An 18472-nucleotide genomic window follows, 5' to 3' on the forward strand; every position below is an offset into this window, starting at 1 on the left:
GGCCTCCGGTTCAACAACTCTGTGGTTTTCTGTCGCCCAAGCCTATAGTTGGACATGCAGGCTGGCGCAACGAGCAGGACCGCTATGGATGGCATAAGCGAAGAGAAACGGGCACACACCTTCCGCGATTCGATCAGCGACGCGAAGGCCGCCAATCGCGTGCCCGATACCCCGCAGAGCCGCTCGCCCGCCTACCGCCTCGCCTTCATCGACGAGGATTTCATGATGCGGCCGGAGCTGCGGCCGGTGCGGCTGCAGCTGGAGCTGCTGAAGCCGCAGATGATCCTCGACGAGCGCGGCATCGAATCCACCGTGGTGATGTTCGGCGGCGCGCGGATTCCTGCGCCCGAGCGCAAAGACACCGCCAAGACCCCCTATCTGGGCGAGCTGTCGTCCTATTACGAAGAGGCGCGCCGCTTCGCCCATGCGATGACCGACCGCAGCCTGCAAAGCTATGGCCGCCAGTTCGTGATCTGTACCGGGGGCGGGCCGGGGGTGATGGAGGCGGGCAACCGCGGCGCACATGAAGCGGGCGGCCATTCGATCGGCCTGAATATCCTGCTGCCGCACGAACAGGCGCCCAATGCCTATGTGACCCCGGATCTGTCCTTCAACTTCCACTATTTCGCCCTGCGCAAGATGCATTTCCTGATGCGGGCGAAGGCGGTCACCGTGTTCCCGGGCGGCTTCGGCACGCTGGACGAGATGTTCGAGGCGCTGACGCTGATCCAGACCCGCCGGATGAGCAAGATCCCCTTCATCCTGTTCGGCGCCGACTTCTGGAAGAACGTGGTGAACTGGTCGCTGCTGGTGGAGGCCGGCACGATCAATGCCGATGACCTGAACCTGATCTCCTTCGTCGAGACCGCCGAAGAGGCGCTCGCCATCATCGACACCTGGGACTACGGCTGCGAATGACTGCCCATCACCGTCTGACGGCGCTCATGGCCGTCATCGCCTTCGCCCTCGTCGCTGTGGCCGGGGTTGCGCTGCGCCCGCTGATCCCGATCGACGAGACGCGCTATATCGACGTCGCCTGGGAAATGCGGCTCGAGCATCACTGGCTGCTCCCGATCAAGAATTACGGCCTCTATACCGACAAGCCGCCGCTGCTGTTCTGGCTGATCAACCTGGTCTGGTCGGTGACCGGGGTGCAGGGGTTCTCGGCGCGGCTGGTGGGCCCGGCCTTCGGGCTCCTGGCCGTAATCGGCACCGGCCTGCTCGGCCGCAGGCTCTGGGACGGCCGCACCGGCCTCGCCGCCGCGACCATTCTCGCCGGAACGAGCGTCTTTGCCATCTATGGCGGCCTGACCATGTTCGACACGATGCTCGCCTGCGCCACGCTGGGCGGCATCGCGGCGCTGTGGCGGGCGCTGCGCGCACCGGGGCTGCATCTGTGGGCCTGGCTCGGCTATGGCCTGGCGCTGGCCTTCGGGGTCTACGCCAAGGGCCCGGCGATCTTGCTGCATCTGGTGCCCGCGCTCGTCTCCTGGCCGCTTTGGGCGCCGGTGGAGCGGCCGAGCGCGCGCGAGGTGCTGAAGGGCGCGGGGCTCGCGGTCGGCTTCGCGCTGGTGCTGGTGGCGCTCTGGGTCGTGCCGGCGGCCATTGCGGGCGGCGCCGAATACCGCGAAATGATCCTGTGGAAGCAGACGGCTGGCCGCGCGGTCAATTCCTTCGCCCATGCCCGCCCGCTCTGGTGGTATGTGGCGCTGTTGCCGGTGGTGCTGTTCCCCTGGGTCTGGAGTGGGGCGCTCTGGCGCGGCCTGCGTGCGCTGCAGCCGGGGGACCGGGCGCTCAGGCTTTGCCTGATCTGGGGGCTCTCGGGCCTCGCGCTGTTCTCGCTCGTCTCCGGCAAGCAGGTGCATTACCTGATCCCCGCCCTGCCCGCCTTCGCGCTCGTCTTCGGGCGCGCCCTGAGCGGGGTGGAGCCGCGCGGGCGCAATTGGGTCGCGGCCGGGCTCACCGTCGTCATCGCGTTCGCGCTGGCCGCGGCCAGCTTCGGCGCGGCGGGCGCGAAGGCCGCAGCGCAGCTGCAGCCCTGGCCCTGGGTGGCGCTGGTGGCGGCCGCGCTGGTGGCGCTGGCCGGGGTATCGCTGCGGCTCCGGCCGCTCGGCGGGCTGCTGCTGCTCGGGCTTGGCGTGGTGATGGCGCTGAACTTCGTCATCGGGCTGACCGCACTTGGCCGAGACTACGACAGCGGCGTGATCGCGCGGCGCATCGGCCCGGTGCAGGACAAGGGCATCGCCGTCGTGGCCGAGAACTACCACGAGGAGTTCGATTTCGAGGGCCGGATCATCCCGGCGATCCAGCTGCCCGCGGCGGCGGAGGCTCCGGCCTGGATCGCGGCCCATCCGGGCGGGGTGCTGCTCTCGGAATGCCGCGATGCGCCGCTGCCCGTGGATCAGGCCGAGCGCATCGCCTTCAACGGCACCGACTGGTGCCTGTGGTGGGCGCCCGAAAGCGCCCCCCCGGCGCTCAATTGAGGCCAGCCTCCGCGGCGATCTCGGCGCGGCTCTTGCGGGCGCGCTCCGTCGCGGATTTCAGCTGCCCGCAAGCGGCCATGATATCCTCGCCGCGCGGGGTGCGGATCGGGCTCGCGTAGCCCGCCTTGTAGACGATGTCGGCGAAGGCCTCGATCCGCTCCCAGTCGCTGCGCTCATAGGGGGCGCCGGGCCATTCGTTGAACGGGATCAGGTTGATCTTGGCGGGAATGCCGCGGATCAGCTTCACCAGGCGGCGCGCATCGTCGTCGCTGTCGTTCACGCCCTTCAGCATCACATATTCAAACGTGATCCGCTCGCTGTTGGACAGGCGCGGATATTCGCGCAGAGCGCCGAGCAGCGTCTCGATGTTCCATTTCTTGTTCACCGGCACCAGCGTGTTGCGCACGGCATCGGTGGTGGCATGGAACGACACCGCCAGCAGGCAGCCGATTTCCTCCGCGGTACGGGCGATTTCAGGCACCACACCCGAAGTGGAAAGCGTGATCCGCCGGCGGCTGAGCGAGATCCCCTCGCCATCCATCACCACCTGCATCGCATCGCGCACATTCTCGAAATTATAGAGCGGCTCCCCCATCCCCATCAGCACCACATTGCTGACGAGTCGGGTTTCGTCCTTGGGCGCGCCGGGCTCGGGCCATTCGCCGAGGTCGTCGCGCGCGACCATCACCTGGCCCACGATCTCGCCCGCGGTCAGGTTGCGCACCAGCTTCTGCGTGCCGGTATGGCAGAACGAGCAGGTCAGCGTGCAGCCGACCTGGCTCGAGATGCACAGCGTGCCGCGGGTCTCCTCGGGGATATAGACTGCCTCGACCTCATGGCCGCCCGCGATCCGCAGCAGGTATTTGCGCGTGCCGTCCATGGAGACCTGGCGGCTGACGATCTCGGGCACCGAGACCTCGAAATGCTCGGCCAGCAGCGCGCGATACTCCTTCGCGAGGTTGGTCATCTGCGCGAAATCGCGCACGCCCCAGTGATAGATCCATTGCCAGATCTGCCCGACCCGCATCTTCGCCTGCTTCTCGGGCGTGCCCGCCGCGATCAGCGCCTCGCGCAGCTGCGGCCGGGTGAGACCGACGAGGTTCACCTTGCCGCCCTCGGGCAGCTTGCGCGGAATGGTCATCACGTCTTGCGTGATCGGGGCAGCGGGCTGGTTCATGACCGGGATCCTGTGGAGTGAGAGGCGGATATAAGGGATTCGCCCTGAAAAACAAAGCCCCAAACGCCAAAGGCGCGCCACGGGGGCGCGCCGGTCGTGTCACCGCACCCGCAAGGTCACTTGCAGCGGGTCTGCGCCTCGGTCAGGGCCGCGGTGAAGCCCATCAGCGAGAACTTGTCCTTCGTCACCGTGCCCCGGCCCGAGCGCGCGCTCAGCGTCACATCGGCCCCGGCCTTCAGCGCCGCGACGATCTTCGCATCATCCTCGGGCGAGCCCGCCCAGGCGCCTTCGCCATCGGTGAACAGCTGGAACTTCTGGCCGTTGTTCACTTCCAGATCGACGGTGGAGCCCGAAGCGAAGGGATAGCCACCCATGAACGACACTTCGCCCTGCTTGCCCGGGCGGAAAGTCACGAACAGCAGGATATCGCCGCGGCGTACCTCGATCTTCTTGCCGTCCTTGGTGTTCACGGTTTCCTTGGGAGAGGAGACGCCCCAGCATTCCTTCGGATTGTCCTCGACGAAAACGCTCCAGTCCGTCTTTGCCGCGACGCGGTTGGAGGTGGCCTGTGCCCCCGCGGTGCCTGCCAGAACCAGCGACGCCGCCAGAACCGCAGCCCCCCGCACAACGAATTTCTTCATGGTTACAGCCTCCAGCTGCCTGTTGCCCCTGACCGCCCGCTGGCCTTCGGCCGTTCTTTACAGTGGCGGAACCGATTTCAACTCGATATTCGACAGATAACGCAAATTGGCACCCGGGGGAAAGACCTTCGGGGCGGCTTTTCGCAGTCGGGGTGGGAAATGGCGGCAGTTCCGTTGATCGAGCTTTGGCGCGGCGGCATGCTGGAATCGGTGCATTCCGGCCATGCCGTGGTGTTCGGGCCGGATGGTGTGGAGGCTGCCTGGGGCGACCCGGCGGCGGTGATCTTCCCGCGCTCCTCGTGCAAGATGATCCAGGCGCTGCCGCTGATCGAGAGCGGGGCCGCCGCAGCGGCGGGGCTCAGCGAACGCCAGCTCGCGCTCTCCTGCGCCAGCCACAGCGGGGCGCATCTGCATGTTCAGGCGGTTGCGGACTGGCTTGCCGGGCTCGGGATGGCCGAGGCCGACCTGCGCTGCGGCAGCCACATGCCGCAGGACCGCGACGAGAACAAGCGCCTCACCTGCTCGGATACGGCGCCCTGCCAGCTGCACAACAATTGCTCCGGCAAACATGCAGGCTTCTTGACGCTGAACCGACATCTGGGCGGGGGCACCGAATATGTGGCGCTGGACCACCCCGTTCAAAAGGCCGTGAAGGCGGCGTTTGAGGAGGTCACCGGCGAGGTTTCGGCCGGTTTCGGCATAGATGGCTGCTCCGCGCCGAACTTTGCCTGCACCATCACCGGCCTCGCCCGGGCGATGCAGTTCTTCGCCGCCGCACGCGAGGGCGGCCTGCGCGAAACCGCCGCCGCCCGGCTTGCCCGCGCGATGATGGCCTTCCCGGAAATGGTCGCGGGCGAAGAGCGCGCCTGTACCCGGCTGATGCGCGCCACCGGCGGCAAGGCTGCGGTGAAAACCGGGGCCGAAGCGGTGTTCGTGGCGATCCTGCCCGAGACCCGGCAGGGCATCGCGCTGAAAATCCTCGATGGCGGCACCCGTGCCTCGGAAGCGGCGATCACCGCGCTGCTGATCCGCTGCGGCGTGCTGGACCCGGCGCATCCGGTGGTGGAGCAGCTGATCCCCTCGGTGCAGCGCAACTGGCGCGGATTCGAGACCGGCGGCATGCGCCTCGCGCCCGGCTTCGGCTAAAGCCAGTTCTGCGAAATCAGGCGCAGCGCGAGCAGCGTCGATGTCAGCACCAGCAGCGGCTTGATCAGCCGCGCGCCCGCCCGCATCGCCAGCCCGGAGCCGATCCGCGCGCCCGCAATCTGCGCAAGCCCCATCGCCAGCCCCACCGCCCAGAGCGGCTTTCCGGTGAGCGCGAAGGCCGCAAGCCCGCCGAGGTTCGAGGCGAGGTTCAGAAGCTTCGTATGCGCCGTCGCCTTCAGCACGCCATAGCCCGCCAGCGTGACGAAGCCGATCATGTAGAACGACCCCGCCCCCGGACCCAGCAGCCCGTCATAAACCCCGATCAGCGGCACGATGCTGGCCGCGAAGGCCGCCGGCGCGATCCGCTCGGTCCGGTCCAGATCGCCCAGCCCTTTCTTCAGCGCGAAGAAGGCCGCGATGGCCACGAGCACCACCGGAAGCACCATGCGCAGTGCATCGGCTGGAATCAGCGTGGCGCAGCCTGCCCCCGCGGCACCCCCGGCGCAGGCGTAGCCCGCGGCGCGCAGCTGCCGGCGCGGGGCCACATGCCCCGCCCGCGCATAGGAGACGGCCGCCGTGGCCGCGCCAAACACACCCTGCACCTTGTTGGTGGACAGCGCCTGGAGCGGCGAAGCCCCGGCCAGGAGCAGCGCCGGCAGCGTAATGAGCCCGCCGCCGCCCGCGATGGAATCGATGATCCCCGCCACGAAGGCGGCGCCGACCAGCAGCGCCACCAGATCCAGCGACAGCTCGAACATCAGAAGTCGAGGTTCTCCACGCTCAGCGCGTTCTGCTGGATGAATTCGCGCCGCGGTTCCACCACATCGCCCATCAGCTTGGTGAAGATGTCATCGGCCTCGGCCACATCCTCCACCCGCACCTGCAGGAGCGTCCGCGCCGAAGGATCGAGCGTGGTTTCCCACAGCTGCTCGGGGTTCATTTCGCCCAGGCCCTTGTAGCGCTGCAGCGTCAGGCCCTTTTCGCCCTCGGACAGGATCGCCTGCAGAAGCGCCAGCGGCCCGTGAATCGGTTGCTCGCGGTCCTTGCGGATCAGCATCGCGGGCTTGCCATAGACCTCCTGCAGCAGCTCGGTATGGGCGGCCAGCTTGCGCGCCTCGCCCGAGCGCAACACCTGCCCGTCGAGTGTGCGGTGCTCCTCCACCCCGCGCAGAACCCGCATCAGCCGGATGCCATGGTCCTGCGTCGGGCGCCCGCTCCAGCCGCGCTCGTATTCCACCGCGATCAGGTCCAGCCGCGCGGCCACCGCATCGGCCACGCCCTGCGCATCGGCATCGACCCGGCCCGGCAACAGCGCCCCCGCGATCGCCGCCTGCTCCAGGATCGGCATCGGGTAATGCGTCGGGAAGGCCTGCAGGATCCGGCGGATCACGCGGGCCTCCTCGACCACCCGCCCCAGATCGGCGCCGATGATATCCTGCCCGTCGGCGAGGCGCAGCCGCGCCCCCTCCACGCCCTGATGGATCAGGTAGTCCTCCAGCGCCGCCTGATCCTTCAGATAGACCTCGGATTTGCCGCGCGCGACCTTATAAAGCGGCGGCTGCGCGATGTAGAGATAGCCGCTCTCGATCAGCTCCGGCATCTGCCGGAAGAAGAAGGTCAGCAGAAGCGTACGGATATGCGCGCCGTCCACGTCGGCATCGGTCATGATGACGATCTTGTGGTAGCGCAGCTTGCCGAGGTTGAATTCGTCGCGCCCGATCCCGGTGCCGAGCGCGGTGATCAGCGTGCCGATCTGATCCGAAGACAGCATCCGGTCAAACCGCGCGCGCTCCACGTTCAGGATCTTGCCGCGCAGCGGCAGCACCGCCTGGTTCTTGCGCTCGCGCCCCTGTTTCGCCGATCCGCCTGCGGAATCCCCCTCGACCAGGAACAGCTCGGAGAGCGCCGGATCCTTCTCCTGGCAATCCGCCAGCTTGCCGGGCAGCGAGGCCACATCCATCGCCGTCTTGCGCCGAGTCAGCTCGCGCGCCTTGCGCGCCGCCTCCCGCGCCAGCGCCGCCTCGACAATCTTACCCACGATCGCCCGCGCAGGCCCCGGGTTTTCCTCGAACCATTCGCCGAGCTTCTCGTTCACCAGGTTCTCGACCGCGGGGCGCACCTCGGAGGATACCAGCTTGTCCTTGGTCTGGCTCGAGAATTTCGGGTCCGGCACCTTCACCGACAGAACGCAGGTCAGCCCCTCGCGGGCATCGTCGCCGGTGAAGTCGATCTTCTCCTTCTTGGCGATGCCGCTGTCCTGGGCGTATTTGGTCAGCGTCCGGGTCAGCGCGCCGCGGAAGCCCGCAAGGTGGGTGCCGCCATCGCGCTGCGGGATGTTGTTGGTGAAGGGCAGCACGGTCTCGTGGTAGCTGTCGTTCCACCACATCGCCACCTCGACGCCGATGCCGCGCACCTCGCCGGTCATGTAGATCGGGTCGGGGATCAGCGCGGTCTTGGAGCGGTCGAGGTATTTCACGAATTCCTTCACGCCGCCCTCGTAATGCAGCTCCGCGCGCAGGGGCTCCGCCGGGCGCAGATCTTCGAGGATGATCCGCACGCCGGAGTTCAGGAACGCCAGCTCGCGCAGCCGGGTCTCCAGCGTCTTGAAGCTGTATTCCAGGTTGGAGAACGTGCCCTCCGGGTCGTTGGTCTTGGCGGAGGCAAGGAAGCGCACCTCGGTGCCGCGCCCGCCCGGCTCATCGCCGATGACCCGCACATGCTCCACGCAATCGCCCTTCTCGAACCGGGCGAAATAGATCTTGTCGTCGCGCCAGACCTTCAGCTCCAGCCAGTCCGACAGCGCATTGACGACCGACACGCCCACCCCGTGCAGCCCGCCCGAGACCTTGTAGGCATTGCCGCCCTCGTCGGTGTTGTTGAATTTGCCGCCCGCATGCAGCTGGGTCATGATGACCTCGGCCGCCGAGACGCCCTCTTCGGGGTGCATGTCCACCGGAATGCCGCGGCCATTGTCGCGCACCGAAACCGAGCTGTCGGCATGGATCACGACCTGCACGAAATCGGCATAATTCGCCAGAGCCTCGTCGATCCCGTTATCCACCACCTCATAGACCATGTGGTGCAGGCCCGACCCGTCGTCCGTGTCGCCGATATACATGCCGGGGCGCTTGCGCACCGCTTCCAGGCCCTTGAGAACCTTGATGGAATCCGCGCTGTATTCGGTCTTGTTCTGGGTCTGCTCGGTCATCCGCACCAATCCTGTGAGTTGCTGCGGAGTTGTAGCGGTTTGGCGGGGGAATGTCACGCCAAACGCACAAAATATGGGGGGATCAGCCCTGTCGCGGAAGGGTCAGCGTGCCATCTGCGGCGAGCGGCCAGTAGGGGTTCCAGGCGATCTCCCAGACATGGCCGTCGGGGTCTCCGTAATAGCCGGAATAGCCGCCCCAATAGGTCTTGGAGGGCGGCTTGATCGGCTCCGCCCCGGCCGCCACCGCCGCGGCATAGGCGGCGTCCACGTCCTCGGCGCTGTCGAAATTCTGCGCGAGGGTGAAGCCGCCGGTGCCCAGCGGCACCTCCGGCCGGCCCTGATCGACCGCGAGGTCCTTCAGCCCGAACAGGCCGAGCGCCAGGCCCTGCATCTGGAAGAACACCACCGCCGGGGTGGCCTCCGCGGGCGTCCAGCCGAGCGCCTCGTAGAAGCTGCGCGATTTCGCAAGGCTGCGAACGCCGAGGGTGATCAGCGTCACCCGCTGCACAGGATAATTCATGGCGTCACCTCCCTGACGTCCGACATGCCCGCCGTATCGCTCACCTCCAGATACTGCGCCCGGGCACCGAGCGTGTCGAATAACACGCGCTCGGTGCCCGTCATCCAGACATGCGCGGAAAGTTGGCAGATTTCATCGTAAAGTGCCGCGCGGCGGGCAGAATCCAGATGCGCCGCCACTTCGTCGAGCAAGAGCACCGGGCGCTCCACCGCCCGCGCATTGGCCAGCAGCAGCGAGATCAGCAGCGCCTTCTGCTCCCCGGTGGAGCATTGCGCCGCAGGCGTCGCCTTCTCCGCATAAACGGCCTCCAGATCGGCGCGATGCGGGCCTTCGAGCGTGCGCCCCGCGGCCAGGTCGCGGCGCCGGTCCGCGGCCCAGGCCGCCGCGAGCTCCGCCGGCCCCTCCCCCGTCACCACCAGCTCCGCCGCCGGGAATGCCGTGGCCGCCCCCGCCTGCGCCGCCGCGATCCGCCCGAGCGCCAGCGCCCGCGCGGCCCGGATCCGGGCGCCGGCCTCCGCCATCCGCGCCTCCAGCACCTCATACCAGCCGCGGTCCTGCGCCTGATCCTTCAGCAGCCGGTTGCGCTCGCGCATCGCCTTTTCATAATCCAGCACGGCTTCTGCATGACCGGGGGCGAAGGAGAGCGTCATCCGGTCCAGAAAGCGGCGGCGGCCCTCGGCCCCCTCGATCCAGAGCCGGTCCATCGCGGGCACCAGCCACAGCACCCGCGCCACCGCCCCGAGCGCCACCTGCGGCACCACCTTGCCATCCACCCGCACCTCGCGCGGGCTCCCCGGCAGGGCATGGGTCTCCACCTCATGGCCATTCAGCTCGGCGCGGATCTTCCAGCCGACATGCTCCTGCCGCCGGATCAGCTCCTCCGCCGCGGCCCGGCGCAGCCCCCGCCCCGGCGAGAGCAGCGACACCGCCTCCAGCACCGAGGTCTTACCCGCGCCATTCGGCCCATAGATCGCCACCGGACGCCCGTCGCACCGGATTTCGGCGCGGCGATGCGAGCGGAATTGCAGCAGCGTCAGCGTGGAAAGGATCGTCACACCCGCATCGGCATCACGACATAGACGGCGGAGGTGTCGTTGCCTTCGCGCATCAGCGTCGGATCGCCCGAGGAATTGAACAGAAACACGGCATTCTCGCGGTCCACCTGGCTCGCGATTTCCAGCAGGTATTTCGCGTTGAACCCGATCTCCAGCCGCTCATCGCCATAGGCGACGGCGAGCTCTTCTTCGGCCGCCCCGGCATCGGGCGCATTGACCGAGAGCACCAGCCGGTCCTCCTCGAGGCTCAGCTTCACCGCGCGCGACCGCTCCGAGGATACCGTGGCCACGCGGTCCACCGCCTTGGCGAATTCCGCCGCATCGACTTCCAGCCGCCGGGTGTTGCCCGTCGGGATCACGCGGGTGTAATCCGGGAAGGTGCCGTCGATGACCTTCGAGGTCAGCGTGATCCGCGGCGTCGCGAAGCGGACCTTGGTCTCGCTCACCGAAACCGCAATATCGGCATCGTCGTCATCCAGGAGCTTGCGCAGCTCGTTCACCGTCTTGCGCGGCACGATCACGCCGGGCACGCCCGAAGCGCCCTCGGGCAGCGCCGCATCGATCCGCGCCAGGCGGTGGCCATCGGTCGCCACACAGCGCAGCACCGCGCCCTCCTCACCCTGCGCCACATGCATGTAGACGCCGTTGAGGTAGTACCGGGTCTCTTCGGTGGAAATCGCGAATTTCGACTTGTCGAACAGGCGCTTCAGCACCCCGGCCTTGGCGCCGAAATTGGCGCTGTACTCGGTCGAGGCCATCACCGGGAAATCTTCCTTCGGCAGCGTCGCGAGGTTGAAGCTCGAACGCCCGGCGGTGATCGTCAGCCGCCCCGCGGCCGGATCGTCGGCCAGAACCACCAGTGCGCCATCAGGCAGCTTGCGCACGATTTCATGCAGCATGACCGCCGAAACCGTGGTCGCGCCGGGGCGCTCCACCATTGCGGGCGCCTTGTCCACCACCTCGATATCGAGATCGGTCGCGCGGAACGACACCGTATTTCCCTCGGCCTCGATCAGCACATTGGCCAGGATCGGGATCGTGTTGCGGCGCTCGACAACCGATTGTGCCTGCGCGACGGCTTTCAGCAGGTCTGCGCGCTCGATGCTGATCTTCATGGTCTTTCCTCGCGGCAGCCGGGCGCGTCCTGCGCCCCGGCACGGATTTTCAGGACATTCGGCTGGATTGCCGGAAGCGTCAAGACTCCAGCAGCCGCCGCAGCAGATCGACATCCTCGGTCAGCTGCCGGTCGTCCACCATCAGCTCCTCGATCTTGCGGATGCCGTGCATGATGGTGGTATGGTCGCGCCCGCCGAAACGGCGCCCGATCTCGGGCAGCGAGCGGGTGGTGAGATTCTTCGACAGATACATCGCCACCTGCCGCGGCCGCGCGATGGTGCGCATCCGCTTCGGGCCGATCATATCGGAGAGGCGCACATTGTAATGCTCCGCCACCTTGCGCTGGATCTCCTCGATGGTGACCTTGCGGTCCGAGGCGCGCAGGATATCGGTGAGGCATTCCTGCGCCAGATCCAGCGTGATTTCCCGCCCGACCAGCGAGGCGAAGGCGAAGAGCCGGGTCAGCGCGCCTTCCAGCACGCGCACGTTGGTGCTGATCCGATGCGCAAGGAATTCCAGCACGCCATCGGCGAGCTTCAGCCCCGGATACTGGCCGCGATAGACCTCGGTCTTGGTCTGCAGGATCCCGAGGCGCAGCTCATAATCGGTGGGGTGCAGGTCCACGACCAGCCCGCATTGCAGGCGCGAGCGGATCCGCTCCTCCAGATCCTTGATCTCTCCGGGCGCGCGGTCCGCGGAGATCACGATCTGCTTGCCCTGATCCACCAGGGCATTGAACGTATGGAAGAATTCCTCCTGGGTGGAATCCTTGCCGGCGATGAACTGCACATCATCGACCATCAGCACGTCGACGGAGCGGAACATCTCCTTGAAATCCATGATCTGACGGTCGCGCAGCGCCTGCACGAAACGGTACATGAACTGCTCGGCCGAGAGGTACAGCACCCGCATGTCGGGGCGGCGGGTGGACAGCTCATGCGCGATCGCATGCATCAGGTGGGTCTTGCCGAGGCCGACGCCGCCATAGAGGAACAGCGGGTTGAAGCTCACCGGCCCGCCTTCGGCCACGCGCCGCGCGGCAGCATGGGCGAGCTCGTTCGGCTTGCCGACGACAAAGCTGTCGAAGGTGAACCGCGCATCCAGCGGCGCGCCGGGCAGATCGTCATCGCTCGCGCGCACCGGCTTGCGCGCCGGGGCCGCAACCGGACGGACGACGTCCGCCGCCGGGATCGGGCGCAGATCCGGGACGCGGAACTCGATGCGCTCCACGACCATCCCCGAGGCGCGCAGCTCCCGCAGGATCTGCTCCTCGAAGTTGCGCGAGACCCAGTCGCGCATGAATTTCGTGGGCGCCTCGATGGCTGCGATGCCAGCGTCGACGCCGATCAGGCTCAGCGGTTCGATCCAGGTGGAGAAATTGGTCTTGCCAACCCGTTTGATAAGTTCATTTCGCACCCGCCCCCAGGATTCTTCGCTCATCTCTTGCCTTCAGCATAATACGGCCCGCGTTCGGTATCGCCTTGTGCCGGGCGCCCGCAGCAGCAGCGGGCTGGAACCGATCGGCAAGGGAACAGGAGACCCGGCCCCGAAATCGGGCCCGGCATCACCTGCCGAATTCGGGAGGGGCAGCCTCCCGCGAATCGGATTCGCATCCCGGATGCCGGACACCTCCGGCTTTTTCGTTGTCGTGGCAGACTTTAGGCCTGCTCCGGCATCTGGGCTGCGTCATGTCCCCCAAGGCGACGTGAATCGCAGGGCCAAGTTACTGTGCCGCCGGGACGCGCTGCAACCGAACTTCGCGCTTGACGTCAGATTCCGTTTACGAATCCCCCACAATCGGGATTGGCCGCAACAGCAGCGATTAACGTTCTGAAAACCCTTGCAAAATCGAAAGGGGCGCCGGATGGCGCCCCCTCGTGAGTCTTTCGTTAACAGATGGTTAACGGCGGTCGTGTCGGGCTTGCCGGAGGGGTTTGTGACACCCCCTCAGGCGGCCGCTCAGTTGGCGCCGAGCGCCTTCACGCGAGCCGACAGACGCGACACTTTGCGCGACACGGTGTTCTTGTGCAGCACGCCCTTGCTGACGCCACGCGCCAGTTCCGGCTCGGCGGCGAGCAGAGCGGTCTTCGCGGCTTCGGCATTGCCCGAAGCGATCGCTTCCTCGACCTTGCGCACGAAGGTGCGGATGCGCGAGCGGCGGGCGCGGTTGACGTCGTTGCGGCGTTCGTTCTGACGCGCGCGTTTCTTGGACTGGGGCGTATTAGCCATATGTGTTTCCCAACTTCCGGGTCTGTTGCAATAAACTGCGCAAAAGCCCCGGATCCCCAGAGAACCGGATGATTCTAGCCTGAGCGGGCTTCACGCGCATGTAAGAGGCGCCTATAGCGCAAGACGCCCCGATTGGAAAGGCCTTACTTGTCGCGGAACTGCGGCTCGCGCTTCTCGAGGAAGGCGGCCATGCCCTCCTTCTGGTCCTCGGTCGAGAACAGCGAATGGAACACTCGGCGCTCGAACAGAACACCCTCGGCCAGCGTCGTCTCATAGGAGCGGTTCACGCATTCCTTCGCCGCCATCACCGAAATCATCGATTTCGTCGCGATCTTGTGTGCCGCGGCCATCGCCTCCGGCAGCAGCTGCGCAAGCGGCACCACGCGGCTCACCAAGCCCGAGCGCTCCGCCTCGGCCGCATCCATGAACCGGCCCGTCAGGTGCATGTCCATCGCCTTCGACTTGCCCACGAAGCGGGTCAGGCGCTGCGTGCCGCCGATCCCGGCGATGACGCCCAGGTTGATCTCGGGCTGGCCGAATTTCGCATTCTCCGCGCAGATGATGAAATCGCACATCATCGCCAGCTCGCAGCCGCCGCCGAGCGCATAGCCCGCGACCGCGGCGATGATCGGCTTGCGCGTGCGCAGCAGCGAATCCGATTCCGTGCCGAAGAAATTGGTGGTGAACATGTCGACGAAGCTCTTCGACGACATTTCCTTGATATCGGCCCCGGCGGCGAAGGCCTTTTCCGACCCGGTGATGACGATGCAGCGCACCTTCTCGTTGGCATCGGCCTGGCGCAGCGCCTCGGCCAGCTCGCTCAGCAGCAGGCTGTTCAGGGCATTCAGCGCTTCGGGACGGTTGAGCCGGATCAGGGCGACGTAGTCTTCGATCTCGACGATCAGGGTCTGGTAGGCCATCGGCTTCGCCTTTCCTTGTTTCGGGGCGAAGTCCTAACAGGTGGGTCCCATTAATCAAGACATTCCGCGGTGCAGCGTCGCGTCACTTCTGGCACGACGGGCAGAAAAAGCTGGACCGCCCGGATTGCACGATGCGGCGCAGCGGCGTGCCGCAGGTCCGGCAGGGCTCTCCCTCCCGGTCGTACACACGGAAGGCATGCTGGAAGTAGCCGAGCTCGCCGCTGGCCTGCCGGTGATCGCGCAGCGAGGAGCCGCCCGCCTCGATCGCCTCGGACAGCACATCGCGGATGATCGGCACCAGCGCCGCCACCCGCGGCGCGGCAATGCGCCCGGCCTGGCGGCGCGGGTGGATCCCGGCGCGGAACAGCGCCTCCGACACATATATATTGCCAAGCCCCGCCACGATCCGCTGATCCAGCAGCGCGGCCTTGATCGGCGTCGTGCGCCCCTTCAGCCGCGCGAGGAGATAATCCTCGTTGAAATCATTTCCAAAAGGCTCCGGCCCCAGCCCCGCCAGCAGCCAGTAGGCCGCCTCGCGATCCGTGCGCACCAGATCCATCGCGCCAAACCGGCGCGCATCGTTGAAGGTGATCCGCGCGCCGCCCTCCATCTCCAGCACGACATGATCATGCTTCTGCGGCGCCGGATGGTCCTGATGGAAATCGCCCAGCATCGCCCCCGACACCAGCATCCGCCCCGACATGCCCAGATGAATGAGCAGGCTCTCGCCCGTATCCAGATCGGCGAGGATATATTTCGAGCGCCGCCGCAGCCGCTCCACCCGCGCGCCCGTCAGCCGCTCCGCCATCCGCTCGGGCAGCGGCCAGCGCAGGTCCGGCCGGTTCACCTGCGACGCCCGGATGACCCGCCCCTCCATCGCCGGCACAAGGCCGCGGCGCACGGTTTCCACCTCGGGTAGTTCGGGCATGATTGTTCCTGTCGCATTGTCTTGGCCGAAAGGGCTCCTATAAGAGAGGGAAGTGTTCGCAAACGGCAAGAGCGATGACAGCGGAAAACCAGAAAACCACCCATTTCGGCTTCCAGACGGTGGACGAGGACGCCAAGGCCGGCATGGTCCACGGCGTGTTTTCGCGCGTCGCTTCGAAATATGACATCATGAACGACCTGATGAGCGTGGGCATCCACCGGCTCTGGAAGGACGCGATGATGGACTGGCTGGCGCCGCGGCCCGGGCAGAAGCTGCTCGATGTTGCGGGCGGCACCGGCGATGTGGCCTTCCGCTTCCTCAAGCGCGCGCCCGGCGCCACGGCCACCGTCTGCGACATGACGGAATCGATGCTGATCGAGGGCCAGAAGCGCGCCGAGGCCGAGGACATGGCCGGGCGCCTGAGCTGGGTGGTGGGCGATGCGATGGCGCTGCCCTTCGACGACAACAGCTTCGATGTGTATACGATCTCCTTCGGGATCCGGAACGTGACCCGCATCCCCGATGCCCTGCGCGAGGCCTACCGGGTGCTGCGCCCCGGCGGGCGGCTGATGGTGCTGGAGTTCAACCGCATCCCGAACGACATGCTGCAATGGCTCTATGACCGCTATTCCTTCAACGTGATCCCGGTGATGGGCCAGATCGTGGCGGATGACCGCGACAGCTATCAATATCTTGTGGAATCGATCCGCAAATTCCCCGATCAGGACAGCTTCGCCCGGATGATCCGCGAGGCCGGGTTCGATCAGGTGAAATACCGCAACCTGTCGCTTGGGATTGCCGCGCTGCATTCCGGCTGGAAGATCTAGATGCGGGGTCCGCACAACATCTGGCGCCTGATCCGCACGGGCGCCACTTTCGAACGCACAGGCGCCATGGGCGAAGTGCTGGCCGCGCTGGAGGCGCCGCCGCGGCTGCGGCTGATCGCGCGGGTGATGGGGTGGCCGTTCAAATGGCTGGGCTATCGCGGCGATCCGGAGCTGCCGCCGATCACCCGGGCAATCACCGCGCTCGGGCCGGCCTACATCAAGTTCGGGCAGGTGATGTCTACCCGCCCCGATGTGGTGGGCGTGCAGATGGCCAATCAGCTGCGGATGCTGCAAGACAGCCTGCCGCCCTTCCCGACCAGTGTCGCCCGCGCCACCATTGCCGAGGAATTGCAGCGCCCGGTGGAGGCGCTGTTCACCGAATTCTCCGAGCCGGTCGCGGCGGCTTCCATCGCCCAGGTGCACCGGGCGCGGCGGGCCGATACCGGGCAGGAGGTCGCGATCAAGGTGCTGCGGCCAGGAATCGAGAAGGCCTTCCGCAAGGATCTGGACGCGTTCCATTTCGCCGCCGCGATGATCGAACGGCTGTCGCCCGCCTCGCGGCGGCTGCGGCCCTCCGATGTAGTGAACCATTTCGAGCAGACGGTGCTGGGCGAGCTGGACCTGAGGCTCGAGGCGGCTTCGGCTTCGCAATTCGCCGCCAACACCGCCGGCGATGCGCATTTCCGTATCCCCGAGCCGGCCTGGGGCCTCTCCGGGCGCGACGTGATGACCATGGACTGGGCCGAGGGCATCCCGATGGGCGATGTGCCAGCCCTGCGCGCGGCCGGGCACGATCTCGTGGCGCTCTCGGAGCGGGTGCTGCAGCTGTTCCTCAGCCACGCGCTGCGCGACGGCTATTTTCACGCCGACATGCATCAGGGCAACCTGAAGGTGGCCGAGAACGGCGACATCATCGCCTATGATTTCGGCATCATGGGCCAGATCGACGAATATACGCGCCGTGTCTATGCCGAGATTCTCATGGGCTTCATCCGGCGCGACTACCGGCGGGTGGCCGAGGTCCATTTCGAGGCGGGCTATGTGCCGCCCGACCGCGACGTGACCCAGTTCGCCCTTGCCCTGCGCGCAGTGGGTGAGCCGATCTTCGGGATGAACGCCACGCAGATCTCCATGGCGCGGCTGCTGGCCTATCTGTTCGAGGTGACCGAGCGCTTCGGGATGCAGACGCGGACCGAGCTGATCCTGTTGCAGCGCACGATGGTCGTGGTCGAGGGCGTGGCACGCTCGCTCAATCCGGCAATGAACATGTGGGAGGTCGCCCGGCCGGTCGTCGAGACTTATATCCGCGAGAACCTCGGCCCTCGCGCGGCGCTGCGCGACCTGCGCCGGACAGCGGTGGTTCTGGGCCATTTCGGGCCGCGCCTGCCTGCGATCCTGCAATCCCTGCTCCAGCGCGAGGACAAGGGCGAAGACACACCTCCCCCGCGCCGGCGTGACGCGCTTTGGATGCTGCTCAGCGGCGTGCTGACGCTCGCCGTCGGGATCTGCATCGGCAGCCTGACCTGACGAACGGCTATTCGTTCGCCCGCAGGGCCGTGACGCTCGTCGGATCGATCTGGGTGCCGTTCGCAAGGACCAGGACCGTACCGCTGGTTGCGGTTCGCGTTTCCACGACCTGGTTGTAGGTCTGGAGTTTCGAGGTCGAGAGCAGGCTGCCGTTGCTGTAGCTTTCCAGAGAGAAGGAATAGGTCCCTGCCGAAAGGAGGCTCCCGCTACTGTCGGTGCCATCCCAACTGTACCCGCTCGAGGTAACGTTCACCTCCTCCCGCGCGACTTCCTTGCCGGAGCTGTCCTTGACAACCATCACAGCCTGATCCGCACCCGAGGCAGGGCTCCCGGACAGCGCGACGGGCGTCGCCCCATCGAATTCGGTCGGGCTTTCCGACAGCACATCCATCCCGACCCAGTTGGCATATTGCGACAGGCCGGACAGCCCGATAGCGCCCGAAATCGAGCTGAGCAGGTCATTCGTCTTTACCTGCTGCTCGACCTGCGAGAAATTCGCGAGCTGCGCGGCATAATCGGAACTGTCGATCGGATTGAGCGGGTCCTGATTCTGCATCTGCGTGGTCAGCATCTTGAGAAAGGTGGTGAAATCCGAACTCAGTGCGGAGGTCGAGCTCGAACTGGAGCTCGACGAAGTGGTGTTCGTGCCGGAATTGACCGAGGATACTGTCGTCATCTGTGTCTCCTTACATCCG

At 66.4% G+C, this 18472-nt stretch carries 17 protein-coding genes; 5 read left to right on the forward strand and 12 right to left on the reverse strand.

Annotation, left to right across the window (positions count from 1 at the left end):
• Positions 1-84: 84 nt before the first annotated feature.
• Entirely contained in the window at positions 85-918 is an 834-nt protein-coding gene (locus ACOMG5_RS11660; protein ID WP_420343972.1) for an LOG family protein, read from the forward strand.
• Positions 915-2483: an ArnT family glycosyltransferase gene (locus tag ACOMG5_RS11665; RefSeq protein ID WP_420343973.1), complete on the forward strand. Its 1569-nt coding sequence runs from the start codon at positions 915-917 to the stop codon at positions 2481-2483. The genes ACOMG5_RS11660 and ACOMG5_RS11665 overlap by 4 nt, the downstream gene beginning before the upstream one ends.
• Here the strand turns inward: ACOMG5_RS11665 and rlmN are convergent.
• Together rlmN and ACOMG5_RS11675 are read right to left on the reverse strand one after the other, a co-directional pair.
• Positions 2476-3660, reverse strand: a complete 1185-nt coding sequence (gene rlmN / locus ACOMG5_RS11670) for a 23S rRNA (adenine(2503)-C(2))-methyltransferase RlmN (protein WP_420343974.1) — start codon at positions 3658-3660, stop codon at positions 2476-2478. The genes ACOMG5_RS11665 and rlmN overlap by 8 nt on opposite strands.
• A gap of 116 nt (positions 3661-3776) precedes the next feature.
• Positions 3777-4301 carry an invasion associated locus B family protein gene (locus tag ACOMG5_RS11675; RefSeq protein ID WP_420343975.1) on the reverse strand — a complete coding sequence of 175 codons (525 nt, stop codon included), beginning with the start codon at positions 4299-4301 and terminating at the stop codon, positions 3777-3779.
• A gap of 159 nt (positions 4302-4460) precedes the next feature.
• On the opposite strand from ACOMG5_RS11675, the gene ACOMG5_RS11680 reads away from it, so the two are divergent.
• Entirely contained in the window at positions 4461-5447 is a 987-nt protein-coding gene (locus ACOMG5_RS11680; protein ID WP_420343976.1) for an asparaginase, read from the forward strand.
• On the opposite strand, the gene ACOMG5_RS11685 is transcribed toward ACOMG5_RS11680, so the two are convergent.
• The 9 genes from ACOMG5_RS11685 to mutM form a co-directional block, all read right to left on the reverse strand.
• A complete protein-coding gene (locus ACOMG5_RS11685; protein WP_420343977.1) occupies positions 5444-6205 on the reverse strand; it encodes a TSUP family transporter in 762 nt (253 codons plus the stop codon). The genes ACOMG5_RS11680 and ACOMG5_RS11685 overlap by 4 nt on opposite strands.
• Positions 6205-8655 (reverse strand): DNA topoisomerase (ATP-hydrolyzing) subunit B, encoded by a 2451-nt coding sequence (gene gyrB, locus ACOMG5_RS11690; RefSeq protein ID WP_420343978.1) that lies wholly within the window; start codon positions 8653-8655, stop codon positions 6205-6207. The genes ACOMG5_RS11685 and gyrB overlap by 1 nt, the downstream gene beginning before the upstream one ends.
• 82 nt (positions 8656-8737) lie before the next feature.
• On the reverse strand, positions 8738-9175 hold the full coding sequence (locus ACOMG5_RS11695) for a VOC family protein (RefSeq protein WP_420343979.1): 438 nt from the start codon (positions 9173-9175) through the stop codon (positions 8738-8740).
• The gene (recF, locus tag ACOMG5_RS11700) at positions 9172-10224 is read right to left on the reverse strand and encodes a DNA replication/repair protein RecF (protein ID WP_420343988.1); all 1053 of its coding nucleotides are present in this window, start codon (positions 10222-10224) and stop codon (positions 9172-9174) included. Before recF ends, ACOMG5_RS11695 begins: the two co-directional genes overlap by 4 nt.
• Before the next feature lie 2 nt (positions 10225-10226).
• Positions 10227-11345, reverse strand: a complete 1119-nt coding sequence (dnaN, locus tag ACOMG5_RS11705) for a DNA polymerase III subunit beta (RefSeq protein WP_420343980.1) — start codon at positions 11343-11345, stop codon at positions 10227-10229.
• A 79-nt stretch (positions 11346-11424) separates the two neighbouring features.
• Positions 11425-12786, reverse strand: a complete 1362-nt coding sequence (gene dnaA / locus ACOMG5_RS11710) for a chromosomal replication initiator protein DnaA (protein ID WP_420343981.1) — start codon at positions 12784-12786, stop codon at positions 11425-11427.
• A 519-nt stretch (positions 12787-13305) separates the two neighbouring features.
• The gene (gene rpsT / locus ACOMG5_RS11715; RefSeq protein WP_420343982.1) at positions 13306-13575 is read right to left on the reverse strand and encodes a 30S ribosomal protein S20; all 270 of its coding nucleotides are present in this window, start codon (positions 13573-13575) and stop codon (positions 13306-13308) included.
• 143 nt (positions 13576-13718) lie between these two features.
• Positions 13719-14495, reverse strand: coding sequence for an enoyl-CoA hydratase (locus ACOMG5_RS11720; protein WP_420343983.1), 777 nt, complete (start codon positions 14493-14495; stop codon positions 13719-13721).
• Positions 14496-14577: 82 nt separating this feature from the next.
• Positions 14578-15423, reverse strand: coding sequence for a bifunctional DNA-formamidopyrimidine glycosylase/DNA-(apurinic or apyrimidinic site) lyase (gene mutM, locus ACOMG5_RS11725; protein ID WP_420343984.1), 846 nt, complete (start codon positions 15421-15423; stop codon positions 14578-14580).
• A 74-nt stretch (positions 15424-15497) separates the two neighbouring features.
• Between mutM and ubiE the strand changes: the two genes are divergently transcribed.
• Positions 15498-16250 carry a bifunctional demethylmenaquinone methyltransferase/2-methoxy-6-polyprenyl-1,4-benzoquinol methylase UbiE gene (ubiE, locus tag ACOMG5_RS11730; RefSeq protein ID WP_420343985.1) on the forward strand — a complete coding sequence of 251 codons (753 nt, stop codon included), beginning with the start codon at positions 15498-15500 and terminating at the stop codon, positions 16248-16250.
• Positions 16251-17777: a 2-polyprenylphenol 6-hydroxylase gene (gene ubiB / locus ACOMG5_RS11735; RefSeq protein ID WP_420343986.1), complete on the forward strand. Its 1527-nt coding sequence runs from the start codon at positions 16251-16253 to the stop codon at positions 17775-17777.
• 7 nt (positions 17778-17784) lie between these two features.
• Here the strand turns inward: ubiB and ACOMG5_RS11740 are convergent, their stop codons facing one another.
• Positions 17785-18453 (reverse strand): flagellar hook capping FlgD N-terminal domain-containing protein, encoded by a 669-nt coding sequence (locus tag ACOMG5_RS11740; RefSeq protein ID WP_420343987.1) that lies wholly within the window; start codon positions 18451-18453, stop codon positions 17785-17787.
• Positions 18454-18472: the final 19 nt, after the last annotated feature.

Origin of the sequence: Paenirhodobacter sp., assembly GCF_041916475.1 — a bacterium.
Classification (GTDB): Bacteria; Pseudomonadota; Alphaproteobacteria; order Rhodobacterales; family Rhodobacteraceae; genus Rhodobacter.